Origin of the sequence: Nesiotobacter zosterae (assembly GCF_033843645.1) — a bacterium.
Lineage (GTDB): Bacteria > Pseudomonadota > Alphaproteobacteria > Rhizobiales > Stappiaceae > Pseudovibrio > Pseudovibrio zosterae.
Genome location: NZ_JAWXVZ010000001.1, coordinates 402,541 through 418,670, shown reverse-complemented (window position 1 = coordinate 418,670; position 16,130 = coordinate 402,541). Strand labels below are relative to the sequence as shown.

The following is a 16,130-nucleotide window of genomic DNA, read 5'->3' as shown; positions in this document are numbered from 1 at the left end:
AAATTTGCAGCAACCTGCCTGCCCGACCGCCGCATGAGACCGTCAATTTCTGTTGTTGGCCGTTCTTTGCCGCAGAAAATGTTGACCCCAAGCCCGAGCCGCCTTAATCCGGTGGCCAACAGATGCCGCAACCAGCGCAGGAGAACGCCTGCAGCAGGTGCGGCCACACAAAGAACTGCCAAAGGCGAAAAAGCGTGACACGTCCAACACCCGCAAGCCCGCGATCAGACGGGCGCACACCGCACTCTATCCTGCCCACCCTGTTGGAAATGAATGGCTGGGAGGATTATGCCCTTCTGGACATGGGCAACGGCCTCAAGCTGGAACGCTACGGCCGGTTCACCATTGTCCGCCCTGAGCCTCAGGCCATGGGCCAGCCGCGTCTTCCTCAAGCGCAATGGGACCGCGCCGACGCCATCTTCACTGGCGACGTTGAAGAAGAGGGTCCGGGCCGCTGGCGTTTCAACAAACAACTGCCTGAGACCTGGCAGATGAAGTATGGTCCGGTCACCTTCAACGGCCGGTTCATGTCCTTCCGCCATGTGGGCGTTTTCCCGGAGCAAGCCGCGCATTGGGATTGGGTTCAGGAACAAATCAAGCAGTCCAGCCGTCAGCTCAAGATCCTCAATCTTTTTGGCTACACCGGCATGGCCTCCCTTTTGCCAGCAGCAGCAGGGGCGCAGGTCACCCATGTGGATGCTTCCAAAAAGGCCATCGGCTGGGCCCGTGAGAACCAGGAGATGTCGGGCCTTGGCGACAAGCCGGTTCGCTGGATTTGCGAGGACGCGCTCAAGTTCGTCCAGCGCGAGGTTCGCCGCGGCAACACCTATGACGGCATCATCCTTGACCCGCCCAAGTATGGGCGCGGCACAAAAGGCGAAGTCTGGGACTTTTTCACCAGCATGCCCGAGATGATGGCCTGTCTGCGTCAGTTGCTTACCGAGGAATCCCGCTTTCTCATCCTGACCTCTTACGCCATTCGCGCCTCTTTCCTTGCTTCCCACGAGTTGATGCAGGAGCATCTGGACGGACTGCCGGGCACCATTGAGTCTGGCGAGTTGGCAATCCGCGAGAAGGACAGCCCACGCTTCCTCTCCACATCACTATTCAGCCGTTGGTGCAATCCTGAAGGGGCTTCAAAGTAATGAGCACAGATTTCAAGCCTCAGCGTCAGGGCTCCGTCAAGCAGATCACCTCGCATTCGAACCCGATCGTCAAAGAAATCAAAGGGCTTGTCGCGCAGCGCAAACATCGCCGTGATAGCGGCCTGTTTGTGGCTGAGGGGTTGAAGCTGGCCACCGACGCCATGGAAGCGGGCTGGGGTGTGCGCTACCTTGCCATTGGCCCGGAAGGCCGTGAGAACAAGATGGCGCTGGAAGCGGCGGCCAAGGCCAAGGCACGCGGCGCTCTCATTCTGGAAGTGAACAACGCGATCCTGTCCGGCCTCACCCGCCGCGACAACCCGCAGATGGTTGTTGGTGTTTACGAGCAGAAGACCTTGCCCCTGCGGGCGATTGATCCAGACCAGTCCAAGACGTGGGTGTGCCTTGACCGGGTCCGAGATCCGGGCAACCTCGGCACCATTATCCGCACCGCCGATGCAGTTGGCGCAAGCGGCATCATCCTGATTGGCGAGACCACCGACCCGTTCGCCGTTGAAGCCGTGCGCGCAACCATGGGCTCCCTGTTTCATATGCCGCTGGTGCGCTGTTCAGAGCAGGAGTTCATCTCCTTCCGCAAGAGTTGGCCGGGGCCCGTTGTGGGCACCCACCTGCGCGGCGACAAGGATTACCGCGACGTGGACTACAAGGAACCCGTTCTCCTGATGATGGGCAACGAGCAGGCTGGCCTTTCCGACGAACTGGCGGATGCATGCTCCGATCTTGTCAAAATTCCTCAGGAAGGTCAGGCGGACAGCTTGAATCTCGCCATTGCAACCGCAGTTATGTTGTTTGAGGTGCGGCGCACGCACCTAAAGCTCTAAACCACAAAATCAGACGGGGTTTCCATGCGGCTCTTCATCTTCGGAGTGGGTTTTTCCTCCAAGGCCTTTGTCGAGGCAGCAAGCGATCAGTTCGACTGGATCGGCGGCACCACTCGCTCCGAAGAAAAGGCCGAGCAGTTGAAAGAGATGGGCGTTGAGCCGTTTCTGTTTGATGGAGAGGCCGCGACAGATGCCATTCGCAAAGCCTTGCGCACGGCAACCCATATCCTTGTTTCCATTGCGCCCAACGACGGCGGCGACCCGGTTCTGAATGCCTTTCTGGCCGACCTAGCCAAGGCTCAGCCCCAATGGATCGCCTACCTTTCCACGGTCGGCGTCTATGGCGATCACGATGGCGCATGGGTAACTGAAGAGACCGAGTGCAAGCCTGTGTCGCTGCGCTCTCGTCAGCGTGTTGCAGCTGAAAGCCAGTGGCTCCAGTTTGCGCACGACACTAACACCCGCCTTTTGATCCTGCGCCTTTCAGGCATCTACGGCAAAGGGCGCAACGGGTTCGTCAATCTGGAACGCGGCACCGCCAAGCGCGTCATCAAGCCGGGGCAGGTGTTCAACCGCATTCACGCAGAGGACATTGCGGGCGTCCTGAAGGCATCCCTTGGCACCTCTGCAGCGGGCATCTACAACGTCAGCGATGATGAACCGGCCCCACCGCAGGACGTGGTCACCTACGCAGCAGAGCTGATGGGTGTTGCCCCGCCGCCGGAAGTTCCTTTCGAAGAGGCCAACATGTCGCCCATGGGCCGATCCTTTTACGGCGAGACCAAACGCGTGGACAATGCCAAGGTCAAACGCGACATGAACTACACGTTCGCCTACCCCACCTACCGGGTGGCGCTGGATGCGCTTTGGCGCGATGGCTACAAGTAGCCACTTTCATCGTGCCTACCCGTCCTCTGGAAATTGCGTCAGATCATCGGTGATTTCGTAGTAGTCGCCGTTGTGCGCGCAAAAAATGTGTTTGGTTAGCGCGGTGTTGGTAGGTTCATCCAGCGTGCCCGCAGAAACGGCAATGAACTGCGACCATTCCGGATGCCGGTCCGCCTGCCAAAACAGATTGGTCTCGCACTCCTGACAGAACCCGCGACGGGCGACATCAGAGGACAAATACCATTTGATCAGCTCTTCACCACTGGTGATGGTGAGGTTCGCGTGCTTCAGCCCCAGTGAATCGAAGGCACCACCCCACTGGCGGCACTGCTTGCAATGGCATCGGCTCAGGTCCTGCCGATCCGTATTGGCGGTGTAGCGCACTTTTCCGCAGAGGCATCCCCCTTGATAAGCCATCTCTCCTCCTCTTAAACTGCTTGCCTGTCTAACATGACCAACCCGTTCAGGTTGAGTTCATCCACTCCCCGCTAGGTTGCCGTCAACCTAACCCACCGCCGCATGTTTCAAAACTCTCGCTTCTTCTCAGGTCATTTTACCATGTCTACACTTCGCGTGCTTTCCGCCACCTTTGTGCTCTCTGTGCTTCTTGCAGGGTGCGCGTCCCTCTCCAAAGACGAATGCACAGCGGGCGACTGGAAGGGCATTGGCGTGCAGGACGGCATGGCGGGCAAGCCTGCCAGCCGCATTGAAGACCACAGAAAGGCTTGCAGCAAATACGGTGTATCGCCAGACCTTGCCTCCTATCAGGCAGGGCGTTCCATTGGCCTGAAATCCTACTGCACCATTCCCTCGGGTTTCCAACAGGGGCGCATGGGCCGCTCCTATTCCGATGCCTGCCCCAGCGCGACGGCCCCCGCATTCCAGAAGGGTTACTCCCTCGGTTTCGAGCTGCGCAACGCCCACGGTAAGCTGGATGATGTGGAAAGCCGCATTTCCTATGCCGAAAATCGCATTGATGACCTGCGCTACGAAATTGCCAGCACCAGCTGCGCCTCCGGAAAAGAGGGCAAGAACTGCCGCCGCGTTCTCAGGGACAAACGCGATGAAATCAGAGACCTGCGCTCGGACGTCACCTTCGCGCGGCTCGAAATTCTTCAGGCGCAAGCAAATTTAGAACTTGTTCGAGAACGTGTTATATCCGAAATGAGTTACATCGCACCGGGCTTTGTGATTGAAGCCCAGTACCAATAATTCAAGCGGGTATTCACCCATGGAACGACCTATGAAGACTTGGAAAATCTATCTGTCTGGTGAAATTCACACGGATTGGCGTGAACAGATCGAAGAAGGCGCAAAGGCCGCGAACCTGCCGGTACACTTTGATGCTCCGGTCACGGACCACGATGCCAGTGATGATTGCGGCGCTGTCATTCTGGGCCACGAGGACAACAAGTTCTGGTATGACCACAAGGGCGCCAAGGTCAACGCCATCCGCACCCGTACCCTGATCAGCGAAGCAGACATTGTGGTCGTGCGCTTCGGCGACAAGTACAAGCAGTGGAACGCCGCCTTTGATGCGGGCATTGCCTCCGCGTTGGGCAAGTCTCTGATCGTGCAGCATGACCCTGCGCTCAATCATCCTTTGAAGGAAATCGACGCCGCAGCACTCGCCACCGCCGAGACGCCCGCTCAGGTCGTTGAAATCCTGCGCTATGTGATCACCGGCAACCTGAAGCGCTAAGCCTCTTGGCGAAAAGGGTGCCCACTGGACACCCTTTCCCGGAGAAAGTCATCATGGTGCGCTGTCAGCGCGCGCCGTGATAGGCCAGGCGTACGGCCCCCCAATGGCGACCGTTCACCCAGATCGGCACCGAAATTTCCTTGATCACCACGTAGTTGCCACCGCCCATATCGCGGCGGTTGGTCTGCAGCAGGAAGTCCTTGGTGGATTTGCTTGCCTTGAGCCCCACCTTGTCGTCGAAAATCCGGCGATTGCGGCAGTGAGACGCGTTCCAGACCGGATCATGCCCTTGCGGCTTGGAGAAGGCCTCATTGTGGGTTGGCAAGTAGCCCTGCGTATCCACGGCAGCACAAGTGTAAACGGCTTTGTCCTTGCGCAGTACCGGGTTCAGGATCGCCGGAAAGACGCGGTCTGTCACCTTGGTGAACTTGGCCATGTATTGCTGCGGGTTGGTGCCCGAAATGGGCGCGTAGTCATGGTCAAACAGATCCTTTTCAGAAAGGCGTCCGCCCACCATTTCCGCTTCGAGAACTGCGCCCAACTCGGCGGCCACCACCTTGGCCTCATTGATCATGCGCGCGGTCACATCACTGTTCAGCTTGCTGGCCATGTCGCCCAGCAGGTGATCGGCCTGACCTACCGCTCTTTCCATTTGAGAGGCGGCTTCATTCATCATGCTGGCGTTGCTGCTGACGATACCTTCCAGATCGCGGGCACTCTCCAACAGCTGCTCCGTGTCCGCATCATTGGAAGCACAGGCCGCCTTGATGGCTGACGTGTTGTGCGCAATGCTGTCGAAGGAACTTTCCAGCTGGTAAAACACCGTGTTGATGGAGGCTGTCGCTTGCTCTGCATCGCCAACCGTCTCCAACGCATCATTGCCAAGCGTCACCAACGTATCAGCCTCTATGCCCAGTTGGGCGATGGTCTGGTCAATCTGTTCGGTGGCCTTGGTGGTCTGCGTTGCCAGTGCCTTGACTTCGTTGGCCACAACGGCAAAGCCCTTGCCTGCTTCTCCAGCACGCGCGGCCTCAATGGTGGCGTTCAGGGCAAGCAGGTTGGTCTGCCGGGCGATGGCGTCAATCGAGCTTGAGAACTGCCTCACATTGGCAAAGGACGCCTGCAGGCCTTCAAGCTGTTTGTTGATGTTGTTGATCGCGCTGGTCAGAGAGTTGATGCTCGCCACTGCAGCATTGATGGTTTCTCGCGACTGCTGAACCGAGTGCCGGGCCTCATCAGTTTGTTCTGCGGTCGCATCAACCGCCTGAGACACCTCCGCGTTGCTGGTCTCCACGCTGCGAGAAGATTGCAGCAGCATTTCGGTGGCTTGGTTGAGCTCATCCACGGTGGAGCTGACGTTGGTCACGCGGCCCGCTGCCTCGGCAATATCGAGGCCCAATGTGTCCAGATCCGTCAGCAACTCACCCTGATCGATCGCGACGGTTTCAGCACCGGCAGCCAATTCATGCACGGACGCTGTTTGCACGGCCTCCCCTGCCGCCACCGCTTGTTCAGCAAGATCAGCGGCAGGCCGTTTAAAGAGAGTTCTCATAGACTTCCTCCTGTCCAGAAGACGGTCAAACAGGAACCCTTAATAAACTTTAAGCATAACTCTTGGTTAGGTTGCTTTATCTCTACAACCCGGTCTTTTTCCTCAGAGTATTTGGCGAAGTAATTGAAAATACTTAACGCTTCGCATTGTTGCGCTTGTTGCCGCCCCCAAGAGAAGCCGCAACAAAAAAGGGCGCTCCCGAACGGGAACACCCTTTTTAAAAGTATCAGCCGTAAAGCAGCGCTACTTAAGCAACTGCAGCCTGAGCCTTGTCAACCAGAGCCTTGAAGGCTTCTGGCTGGTTGATGGCCAGGTCAGACAGAACTTTACGGTCAACTTCGATACCAGCCTTGTTCAGACCGTCGATGAAACGACCGTAGGTCATGCCATGTTCACGGGTTGCAGCGTTGATACGCTGGATCCACAGAGCACGGAAATTACGCTTGCGAGCCTTGCGGTCGCGGTAAGCGTACTGTGCTGCCTTTTCGACAGCCTGTTTAGCGGTGCGGATCGTATTCTTGCGACGGCCGTAGTAACCTTTGGCGGCCTTAAGAACTTTCTTGTGACGAGCGTGGGCGGTAACGCCTCTTTTTACACGCGACATAGGTAACTCCTAATTCTCAGTTGCTTAGGCTTAGCCGTAAGGCAGGAACTTCTTCACGATACGTGCATCCTGATCACACAGCGTGGTTGTGCCACGTGCGTTACGGATGAACTTGTTCGTGCGCTTGATCATACCGTGGCGCTTGCCGGCCTGAGCGGTCTTTACCTTGCCAGTCGCAGTCAGCTTGAAGCGCTTCTTCGCTCCAGACTTCGTCTTCAACTTGGGCATTTTGCGTCCTTTCTTTTCATGATTGGTGACCCAATCAAAAATTACATCTGGGATGCATCATAAGCCGCCACGGCATGCCCTATGGAAAACGGGGATGCTTCACTCTTTTAAAGAGTTGGGTATCTGCCCGTTTATAGCCGGGCGACTTTGAACCGCGGTGGTATAGGCTCCACGCGCGTAAAATGCAAGTCCTGTTCGCGCCAAATCAGTGAAACAGGCGCAACCCTTACAAAAAATTACCCGACGCGGGTGCGCCGGGTAACAAAACTGGTCAAAAGCTTATCGGCTGATTGGTGCCAGTACCATCATCATCTGCCGGCCTTCGAGCTTTGGATGGGACTCCACCTTTGCGATATCGGCGGTCTCATCCTTCACTTTCATCAGCAGCTTCATGCCAAGGTCCTGGTGCGCCATTTCACGTCCGCGAAAACGGAGAGTGACCTTCACCTTGTCGCCTGCCTCGAAGAAGCGCAGCATGTTCTTCATCTTCACTTCATAATCATGAGTGTCGATGTTCGGGCGCATCTTGATCTCTTTGATCTCGACGACCTTCTGCTTCTTGCGCGCTTCTGCGGCTTTCTTTTGCGCTTGGTACTTGTAGCGACCGTAATCCAGAATCTTACAGACCGGTGGGCTGGAGTTCGGCGCGATCTCTACAAGGTCCAACCCCTGCTCTTGGGCCATGGCCAGAGCTTCTTCGGTTGGTGTGGGGCCGAGGTTTTCACCTTCGGCATCAATCAACTGGACTTCGCGAACACGAATTTCTTTGTTGGTACGCGGCCCCTCCTTTGTGGGGGGCGGTGCGCGAAATGGACGGCGAATGGTAAAAGTCTCCTCTATAGATGCCGATCATTGTGAAAGTAGCTGGCAGCTCCATGACTCACAACAAGCGCTACGTCTACCGAATAAACGTCGCGGCTGCCTTAAATCGCGGATGCTCCACTAGAAGATCTTGAAAAACACGGGATAAGTCAACATTTCTTTTGCCCTGACATCGCGGCAGAACTGCCGTTTATCAGGAAGTTTTGAGGTGTTGCTCATAAAAATCCAGCGTTGCGTCACACATTGCCTGCTTGGAGAACTTGTAGGCCACATGAGAACGAGCGCGTTCTGCCATGGACACCCGAGCTTCCTGAGGCATACATAGGGCTTCCTCCAGTCGGCTTGCAAGAGCTGACACATCTCTATTTGGAAAATGCCACCCGGTCCGCTCGTTTTCCGACACAACTGGCGGCACCAAAACCGTCTCCGGAACAGCGCCAATATCGCTTACGATCACTGGTACGCCAGCCGCTTGCGCTTCCACCGCCGCCCGGCCAAAGGCCTCCGGCTCGATGGATGCCACGACGGATACATCCGAGATCGCCAGTGCTGCGCCCACATCAGCACAGTGGCCGACAAGACGAACCCGCCCTTCCAGACCTGCGTTGACGATGTGATGCTCCAATGTCTCCTTGTATTCGTCACGGCCCTGATGATCGCCCGCCAGAATGACCACTACATCCTGCATGGCGCTATCCCGTGCCAGAGCGCGGAAGGCATCAATGAGCACAGCGTGGCCTTTCCACGCTGTGAGCCGGGCAAGGTTCAGCACCACCCGTTCTTTGCCCGTAAGCCCCCATGCAGCGCGGAGTGCTGAGCGGCGTTCCTCAGAAACGTTTTCTGGCGCAAGGGCTTCAAGGTCCGACCCACGGTAGATCACCGTAATGCGCTGCTTCGCCGCAGGGTCTCGCTGTGCAATCAGATCGGCGGTGTACCGCGAATTGGCGATCACCCCATCTGCTCTCGTCATCACAGAGTTGTAAAAGGCTTTGAAGCGGTTACCTTGTTTGTAGATGCCGTGATATGTAGTAATGAAAGGTAAGTTGAGACGGCGCGCAGCCCACAACCCGGACCATGCCGGGGCTCTGCTGCGTCCGTGAATGAGGGAAACATTGTATTCCCGGCAAATCTTGGCGATGGCATAGGAGTTTCGCCACATTTTCCAGGGGTTCTTGGTCCCTGCAGGAAATTCGATGTGATCAGAACCTGTTGATTTAAGCTCATCAAGGAGGCGTCCGCCTTCAGACAAAACAAGAGAGCGCCAACCGCGTTTTACGATGGCTTCAGCAACATCAACCGTTGTTCTTTCCGCGCCGCCGGTGCGCAAGTCTGGAACGAGTTGCAAAATGGTTGGATGGTCGCTATTCGATAATCGATTAATCGGGGCAACAATTGTGTTCGAGGCAGTGTGAGGCACAGGGGGTGTCGCTTTCTCTCGCCGGCAGAACCGCACATTAGGAATTTGGAGGCAGTAAATTATGAGCGCTGCAATACCGCAATTCATTAGTGTTGGCAAAGGGGATCAGGCGCGCAAAATCGCTGTGCGGCACGATCAACGGTCCGACCTTGGTGTTTTGTGGCTCTCCGGCTTTAAATCAGACATGCTTGGCACGAAGGCCGAGGTGATAGCCGACTGGGCCAAAGACAAAGGCCTTACCTGCACACGCATGGATTACTCTGGCCACGGTGAATCTGAGGGAGAGTTCACTGAGGGCACCATTTCCAAATGGCTGGAAGAGGTACTGGCGGTCTTTACGGAGTACTGCAAGGGCCCGACCATCGTTATCGGCTCTTCCATGGGCGGATGGATGGCGCTTTTGCTGGCCAAGGCCCTGATCGAGCGCAAGACCGAGGTCTCCGGCTTCCTTGCTGGCATGGTGTTGATCGCGCCTGCGCCAGACTTTACCGAGGAACTCATGTGGAAACAGGAGTTCACTGAGGAGATCAAGCAGGAAATCATGCAGACCGGCCGCTTTGAGCGCCCTTCTGAATATGACGACAGCCCCTACATCATCACCCGTGATCTGATCGAGGATGGCCGTCAGAACCTGCTGCTTGGCGGCACTGTTGAAACCGGCTGCAAGACCATCATCTTGCAAGGCCAGAACGACGATTCCGTGCCGTGGGATCACGCATTGCGTATCGTCGAGGCCATGGCCAGTGACGATGTCATCCTGACGCTGATCAAGGATGGAGACCATCGCCTGTCCCGCCCGGAAGATTTGCAGCGCCTCATCAAAGCTCTTGAGGAGCTGGTCGAGAGCAACAGCTGACACCCATGAAAAGCCCCGCCGAGTGCGGGGCTTTTTGCTTCTTTTTCCGATTGCAGGCGGCTGCTATCCAGCCCGGCCGCGGGAAGACTTGACCGAATAGTTCTGCGCATCAAGTTTCGGAAGGACGCCGCCTTCCAGCTCATCTCGCAGGTACTCGATCAGCGGAATGGTGTAGGCAACATCGGACTCCACCAGCGCCTCAGGATTGGCAGCAATCACGTCCGCGAAGGTTTGATAGCCATCCTTGCCGGTTGCCGTGAACGAGTTTGTGGCGACCGAGTACACAGCCTCCAAATCGATGTCCGACCACTCGCCTGAGTTTCTGTCCTTCACCTCCACATTGCGAATGCCGGTACCCGGTTCGGCGCCGAACACAACGTCATACCGAATGTGAGAGCCATAAGGGAACGCGCCCGTTGAGCCGGAGAGGCCCTGCGAGTAGTCCAGCGCCTCATTAAGCACCTTGACGACTTCCGCCCCTGTCATGTCCACCGTGACCACCGTGTTGGAGAACGGCAGAACCGTGTAGGCATCGCCAACGGTGAATGCGCCGCTGTTGATTTCCGCGCGCACGCCGCCGGCGTTCTGAATGGAAATGTCTGCCTGCGGAAGGTAGGTGAGGAAGGCATCAGACACCACTTGTGCCGCATAGCTTCCGGTTGGCACTTCACCCGCTTCAAAGTCTGCAGGGAAGCGTTCAAATGGCATGGTCTGCTCAACAGAACCAATGGTCTGGCTGCGGTAGTTCTCGATCTCTTCGCGGTAAGGCTTGATGATCTCGTCAACTTCAGCGCTGGTCTCGATCTCACGAATGCTCTCAAGACCTGCGATCACCTCTTGGATGGCGGCAACTTGCGCATCCGTTGCTGGCTGATACTGGCCGTCCTGATCCTGCACTTGGTAGGGTTGACCAACAAGAAGCTCAAGCTTGCCCTTCACATCGGTCACTTTGCCATTTGCATCAAAAGCCAAGTTCAATTGGCCCAGGCCCTTGGCGTACTCCCAAGCCTGCGTGATGTAGACCGGCTCACCACTTGGGTTCCGCACTGTGGTTGGATTGAAGCCTGCAACATCAATGCCCATCGACGCCAGTTCATCCGAGGAATCGAGCGCTTCGTGTGTGTCTCCGCCAACGATTGCATCAATGCCGTCGACGCGCGCTGCAAGGGTCTGATCAAAATTGTAGCCCAGGTGACTGAGAACGATGATCTTGTTGATGCCCTGAGCTTCCAGAGAACCGACAACACTGCGAACCGTCTCGATTTCGTCGCTGAACTCCACTGCATCACTGACCATTGAGGATGCCTGTGTTTTTTCGACCTTCAGCACCCCAACAACAGCAACCTTTTCGCCCTCGATCTCCTTGATGATGTAGGGCTTGATAGGGGCCCCATAGAGCGGGCTGTCCTCGGTAGGATGCACATTGCTGCTCAGGATCGGGAAATCAGCCATTTCGATCAGCGATGCGAGATGCTCGTCGCCTTCGTCGAACTCATGATTTCCCAATTGATAGGCATCAAGGCCCAGCGCATTGAAAACCTTGAAATCTGCTTCGCCCTTAAAGAGGCTGAAATAGAGCGTCCCGTTCAGCTCACCGCTGTTCAACACAAGACTGTTCGGCCCGCGATATTCACCGATCGCCGTCGCGATGCGGGAGAACCCACCAAGTTGAACCCGGAGGCTTTCCGCCCCTTCACGCTCGGCATCAATATCAAGCTTAAGCGTGTAGGTGGAGCTGTCCAGATAGGAATGGTGGTCGTTCGTATGCAGCACGCTTACATTTATTGCCTTGCCAGCAGCGGGCAGATCAGCTGCCACGCTAGCGCCGACAGCAGTCGTGAATGCCAATAGGGAGCACGTGACAAATAGGGTTTTCTTTTTCATGATCGTCATGGGTTTGCCTCAATCTAAGATTGCATAATCTTAGATTGATATTATGAAGCGCGAGTTACACAGGGTAAGCGCCGCCGAAAACATGGGCAAAACGCCTTTGCCCATTCTCCCCCCGGCGGCCGCCAGCGCAACCCCAGCGCGTTGCAAGGACCATTCGCCGCAGACATCATTCCCGCTTTTTATTAGCCTGATATTTGACAGGTATTGGACACTTACCATTTACTAATCAGGCGAAATTTTCAGTGGTTTTTCTGAGGGTTCCGCCATCTGTTGTCCTTATTTATCATTCAGAAAATAAGATAGCGCACTGAACAATTCTCTTTGATCATCTGGCCCCGGGAAGACATATGACTAAAAGAAAACGCTTGATCCTCTCTATCGATGGTGGCGGAGCGCACGGGCTCATCCCCATTCGTCTTCTTGAAGCACTGGAAAGCAGACTGAAGCAGAACGGCAAGGACAAGCCGCTGCATCAGTACTTCGATCTTGTCTGCGGCACAGCCAGTGGCGGCATCATTGCGGCGGGCCTTACAGCGCCCAAGCCTGAGGGCGAGTACCGCGGCCACCACGCCATGACCATCAAGGAGCTCCGCTCGTTTTTTGAAGACGATTTGCGTGAGTACTACAACACCAACCGCATCAACCGGATCAGCCGGGCCGTATTCTCCCCTTTCGGCCAGTACAACAAGGGTGTGCACGAGCGCCCCTTTGAAAAGATCCTGAAAGACACGTTGGGCTGGACCTCAATGGCCAGCAGCCTTACAGGCATCATGCTTTCCGCCTACGACCTGAACACCCGCAAGCTTGTGCTCATGACCGACAACATGCCCACAGCGGACCGGACGCATGACGACTATTATTTCTGGCAGGCCGTCCGCGCCACCATCTCGGCTCCCGGCTGGCTGGAGCCTGCCCGCGTTGAGAACCTGCGCACGGGCGAGGAGCAGATCATGATTGATGCCGGGGCGTTCATGACGAACCCGGTTCTCAGTGCTTATTCTGAAGGCCGCCGCCGGGGCTGGGCGACTGAAGACATGATCATCCTTTCCATTGGCACAGGTCGTCTTTCCAAACACAAACGCAAGTTTGAAGAAGTGGCAGCCTGGGGCGCGAGCACATGGATGTCTCCCGACAAGGGCACGCCTTTGCTCACCGAGTTTTCTAATGGCCAGAGCCAAGCCACCTCTCATCAGGCAAATGCCATCTTCAAGGACATCAAGGGTCTCACCTATCTGCGACTCAATGCGGACCTCCCCCTTGGTCTGGAAGATGCGACCAATACCCGTCCAAAGACCATGACGCAGCTGAACTCGGTTGCCGATAGCATCATCACCACTCACAACGACGACTTGAATACTTTGGCGGCGTTGATAGAGGAACGCGTGGACGGACCGGGCTTCTGATCATTTTTCTATAGCGCCTTTATTCAATTCGTGTTGCGGACCGACTATCATGCGACGCAACACGAATTGACGAGGGCCTTGCATGCGCGCGCGCCGCCTTATCACTGTTTTCACATTTGGTCTAGGCGTTGCTTTGACAGCAACCAGCGGCCATGCCATGCCATTTCCCAAGGCCAAGCCCGAGAGCTTTGAAGTCAAAACCACTGCTGTGCCTTCCGTTGCGCTGACCGAGCCAGCCAAGCAGCTCTTTGGCGCCAAAGCGACCCCGGCTCAGCTCCCGCCTGCAAGCTATGGCAGCTACAGCAAGGGCTGTATTGCCGGGGCAGAAGCCATGCCCATTAATGGGCCGACCTGGCAAGTAATGCGCCTGTCTCGCAACCGCAACTGGGGCCATCCGGACCTTATCACCTACCTGAAAGATCTGGCCAAAGACGCCCCGGATCTGGGCTGGAACGGCCTGCTGGTGGGCGACCTTGCTCAGCCGCGCGGCGGCCCAATGACGTCCGGCCATGCCTCTCACCAGATTGGGCTTGATGCAGACATCTGGCTGCGGCCAATGCCCAACAAGCGCTACAGCAATTGGGAGCGCGAGAACGTCAGCGCGATCTCCATGCTAAAGGGGAACATGGAGCTTCCTGGCGCGGACCGCTCCGTGCATCCAGACCGCTGGACAGACGCTCATGCGCGCCTCATTCGCCGTGCAGCACAAGACCCACGGGTGGCCCGCATTTTCGTCAGCCCTGCCATCAAGAAAGCCTTGTGCGAGTTTGAGACGGAAGACAGAAGCTGGCTGCGTACCGTTCGTGCTTGGTGGGGTCACCATTATCACTTCCACGTTCGGCTAAAATGCCCAGAAGGCAACACAGCGTGCACGAACCAAGCCGCCCCTCCACGTGGCGACGGGTGCGGCGCAGAGCTGGCCTGGTGGCTTTCAGACGAACCTTGGGTACCGAAAAAGCCTCAGCCCGGCGAGCCGCCAAAACCGGTGAAACCGAAGCCACAACTCACGCTTCAAGATCTTCCTGCCGCTTGCCGCACGGTACTTGCACAACCTTAACCCACTCAAGGTTTAGGCGCACATATCACCAGAAGCGACCTCAAAAACAGGCCTGACGCAGCAAGCGCGGCATTTAATGCAATAAAGCAGTATTATTTGCGTAAAATTATAATGACTTATAACTTATAATCAATACAACCTCAATCTGAGGTTGCATTTATATTATTTATTTACTATTATATTACTTGAAAGTACGTTCTCAATAAATTTCCTATGCTCTTCGGCGCTTCCGCAGCCTCGCTTAGGGACAGACTTGCACCTAATGAATGGAACACCAAAATGGATCCCTATGGCGCACGCCTCTCCTTTTCGTTCACAAACCTGGCCGGAAATTACGACCCCGCACCAATCAAGACACAGCGTGCCACTTCCGTAGCTCTGATTAATGAAGTCCTCGAAAACACCGCCAATAACGAGATCATTCGGGCTCGGGCCGCACATGAAAATGCAGGCCCCTACACTGCGTCAAAGGAAGCAGTGAGCAAAATCTTCGACATTCTTGTTGGTGTAGAGCTTGGCAAGTCCACACATTACGCGGGACAAATCGCCGAGGGCCTTAAAAACTTTGACATAGCGGTCGAGCGTTTCTTCAACGTCGCAGAAGACTGGACTGACCCAAACAGCGCAGCCGTCCAAGACGAGCTGGCTCGGATGCTAACTGAGGGAGCAGAGGCGGGCTCCGAGCTCTTTAAGGAGATGCTGGAAGCCCAGAAAGCTGGACTTCTGAAGATCGAAGATATGGCCGACTACGGCCTCGAAACGAAGTCCAACTACATTACATACATCGATGGGTTTGGAGGTTACGCATTCGGCCTATCCAACATTTCCTACGTTGGCGACTATTTTAACGCGCATGATTTGTTCAACGACCTTACGGTTGCCGGTGCAGACGGCAGGCGCACTGACAAGTACACAGGCCAACAGGCGACCTATCTTAGTCTCGCCAAGAACTTGAATTTTTACATCACCTGGCAACTCCCAGAAGAAGCCCCGGAGCAATAAGCACCGCGGGCTTCGGATTGTGCCTTTCCAAACTTGGTTCAGGGCTGGACGTAGTTGTGCACGGGAGGCTTTGCTGTCTCATCGAGAATGAGACTCATGATCACGAGATCGAGCCAGCGGTTGTACTTGAAGCCGACCTCTCGCACGACGCCCGACGTGTGAAAGCCAAAACGCTCGTGAAAGCGGATCGAACCGGTGTTCTCGCTGTCGATGCCAGCGATCATCACATGGTACCCATCGGCCTTTGCTTTTTCGATCAGCGCGTTGAGCAAAGCTGAACCCGCGCCGCTTCCTTGCGCTTCCGCCATCACATAAACGGAATGCTCCACCGTCAGGTCATAGCCAGACTTTTCCTTGTACGGCCCGAAGGACGCGTAGCCAAGGAAAGTACCGTCATCGCTTTCAGCCACATACACCGGATATCCTTTGGCCCAGCGCCCCTCTAGCCAAGCCTTGCGCTCCTCCAGTGTATCTTCCTGTACCAGCCAGATTGCGGCCGAGTTGCGAACCGCATCGTTATGGATCATCAACAGCGCTGGCAGGTCGTCATATGTTGCTGAGCGAATTTTCATTGCATCCCCATCGTGTTTTTCTTCTCTTACCGCGAGACACAATTGGCATGCAAGCAGGGGAGGTACTTCAGCACCCTCTGCGGATGCTGCTCGCTCTCGATAGATTTCGAGATCAAGGCCCCAGCAAGCAATGGTGGCACTGCAAGCAGC

General features: G+C 55.9%; 17 protein-coding genes. 9 read left to right on the top strand and 8 right to left on the bottom strand.

The window, feature by feature from the left end; all coding sequences use genetic code 11:
- Nucleotides 1-194 precede the first annotated feature (194 nt).
- From Q3Y58_RS01995 to Q3Y58_RS01985, 3 genes are read left to right on the top strand one after another with little or no spacing between them, the layout of a single operon-like run.
- A complete protein-coding gene (locus tag Q3Y58_RS01995) occupies nucleotides 195-1,145 on the top strand; it encodes a class I SAM-dependent methyltransferase (protein WP_274218178.1) in 951 nt (316 codons plus the stop codon).
- Nucleotides 1,145-1,984, top strand: coding sequence for a TrmH family RNA methyltransferase (locus Q3Y58_RS01990; protein WP_319620785.1), 840 nt, complete (start codon nucleotides 1,145-1,147; stop codon nucleotides 1,982-1,984). The genes Q3Y58_RS01995 and Q3Y58_RS01990 overlap by 1 nt, the downstream gene beginning before the upstream one ends.
- A 24-nt stretch (nucleotides 1,985-2,008) precedes the next feature.
- A complete protein-coding gene (locus Q3Y58_RS01985; RefSeq protein WP_319620783.1) occupies nucleotides 2,009-2,872 on the top strand; it encodes an SDR family oxidoreductase in 864 nt (287 codons plus the stop codon).
- A 15-nt stretch (nucleotides 2,873-2,887) separates the two neighbouring features.
- On the opposite strand, the gene Q3Y58_RS01980 is transcribed toward Q3Y58_RS01985, so the two are convergent.
- On the bottom strand, nucleotides 2,888-3,289 hold the full coding sequence (locus tag Q3Y58_RS01980; protein WP_319620781.1) for a GFA family protein: 402 nt from the start codon (nucleotides 3,287-3,289) through the stop codon (nucleotides 2,888-2,890).
- 141 nt (nucleotides 3,290-3,430) lie between these two features.
- Between Q3Y58_RS01980 and Q3Y58_RS01975 the strand changes: the two genes are divergently transcribed.
- Both Q3Y58_RS01975 and Q3Y58_RS01970 read left to right on the top strand, forming a co-directional pair.
- Nucleotides 3,431-4,084 (top strand): DUF2799 domain-containing protein, encoded by a 654-nt coding sequence (locus tag Q3Y58_RS01975; protein ID WP_319620780.1) that lies wholly within the window; start codon nucleotides 3,431-3,433, stop codon nucleotides 4,082-4,084.
- Nucleotides 4,085-4,115: 31 nt separating this feature from the next.
- Nucleotides 4,116-4,574, top strand: coding sequence for a YtoQ family protein (locus Q3Y58_RS01970; RefSeq protein ID WP_274218173.1), 459 nt, complete (start codon nucleotides 4,116-4,118; stop codon nucleotides 4,572-4,574).
- A gap of 64 nt (nucleotides 4,575-4,638) precedes the next feature.
- Here Q3Y58_RS01970 and Q3Y58_RS01965 read toward each other — a convergent pair whose 3' ends face one another.
- From Q3Y58_RS01965 to Q3Y58_RS01945, 5 genes are all read right to left on the bottom strand, one after another.
- On the bottom strand, nucleotides 4,639-6,126 hold the full coding sequence (locus Q3Y58_RS01965) for a methyl-accepting chemotaxis protein (RefSeq protein ID WP_319620779.1): 1,488 nt from the start codon (nucleotides 6,124-6,126) through the stop codon (nucleotides 4,639-4,641).
- Between the two features lie 247 nt (nucleotides 6,127-6,373).
- Nucleotides 6,374-6,730, bottom strand: a complete 357-nt coding sequence (rplT, locus tag Q3Y58_RS01960; RefSeq protein WP_274218171.1) for a 50S ribosomal protein L20 — start codon at nucleotides 6,728-6,730, stop codon at nucleotides 6,374-6,376.
- 30 nt (nucleotides 6,731-6,760) lie between these two features.
- Entirely contained in the window at nucleotides 6,761-6,958 is a 198-nt protein-coding gene (gene rpmI, locus Q3Y58_RS01955; protein WP_274218170.1) for a 50S ribosomal protein L35, read from the bottom strand.
- A 279-nt stretch (nucleotides 6,959-7,237) separates the two neighbouring features.
- Nucleotides 7,238-7,780 carry a translation initiation factor IF-3 gene (gene infC / locus Q3Y58_RS01950; protein ID WP_274218309.1) on the bottom strand — a complete coding sequence of 181 codons (543 nt, stop codon included), beginning with the start codon at nucleotides 7,778-7,780 and terminating at the stop codon, nucleotides 7,238-7,240.
- A gap of 193 nt (nucleotides 7,781-7,973) precedes the next feature.
- Nucleotides 7,974-9,125 carry a glycosyltransferase family 4 protein gene (locus Q3Y58_RS01945; RefSeq protein WP_319620778.1) on the bottom strand — a complete coding sequence of 384 codons (1,152 nt, stop codon included), beginning with the start codon at nucleotides 9,123-9,125 and terminating at the stop codon, nucleotides 7,974-7,976.
- Nucleotides 9,126-9,258: 133 nt separating this feature from the next.
- On the opposite strand from Q3Y58_RS01945, the gene Q3Y58_RS01940 reads away from it, so the two are divergent.
- Nucleotides 9,259-10,053: an alpha/beta hydrolase gene (locus tag Q3Y58_RS01940; protein WP_319620777.1), complete on the top strand. Its 795-nt coding sequence runs from the start codon at nucleotides 9,259-9,261 to the stop codon at nucleotides 10,051-10,053.
- Between the two features lie 63 nt (nucleotides 10,054-10,116).
- Here the strand turns inward: Q3Y58_RS01940 and Q3Y58_RS01935 are convergent, their stop codons facing one another.
- Entirely contained in the window at nucleotides 10,117-11,946 is a 1,830-nt protein-coding gene (locus Q3Y58_RS01935) for a bifunctional metallophosphatase/5'-nucleotidase (RefSeq protein ID WP_319620776.1), read from the bottom strand.
- A gap of 347 nt (nucleotides 11,947-12,293) precedes the next feature.
- Here Q3Y58_RS01935 and Q3Y58_RS01930 point away from each other — a divergent pair, with 347 nt between their 5' ends.
- From Q3Y58_RS01930 to Q3Y58_RS01920, 3 genes are all read left to right on the top strand, one after another.
- Complete coding sequence (locus Q3Y58_RS01930; RefSeq protein WP_319620774.1) at nucleotides 12,294-13,349, top strand: patatin-like phospholipase family protein; 1,056 nt, start codon at nucleotides 12,294-12,296, stop codon at nucleotides 13,347-13,349.
- Between the two features lie 82 nt (nucleotides 13,350-13,431).
- Nucleotides 13,432-14,406, top strand: coding sequence for a penicillin-insensitive murein endopeptidase (mepA, locus tag Q3Y58_RS01925; protein WP_413697770.1), 975 nt, complete (start codon nucleotides 13,432-13,434; stop codon nucleotides 14,404-14,406).
- Nucleotides 14,407-14,685: 279 nt separating this feature from the next.
- Entirely contained in the window at nucleotides 14,686-15,408 is a 723-nt protein-coding gene (locus Q3Y58_RS01920) for a hypothetical protein (protein WP_319620772.1), read from the top strand.
- Between the two features lie 38 nt (nucleotides 15,409-15,446).
- Here Q3Y58_RS01920 and Q3Y58_RS01915 read toward each other — a convergent pair whose 3' ends face one another.
- Entirely contained in the window at nucleotides 15,447-15,980 is a 534-nt protein-coding gene (locus tag Q3Y58_RS01915) for a GNAT family N-acetyltransferase (RefSeq protein ID WP_319620771.1), read from the bottom strand.
- Between the last annotated feature and the right edge of the window lie 150 nt (nucleotides 15,981-16,130).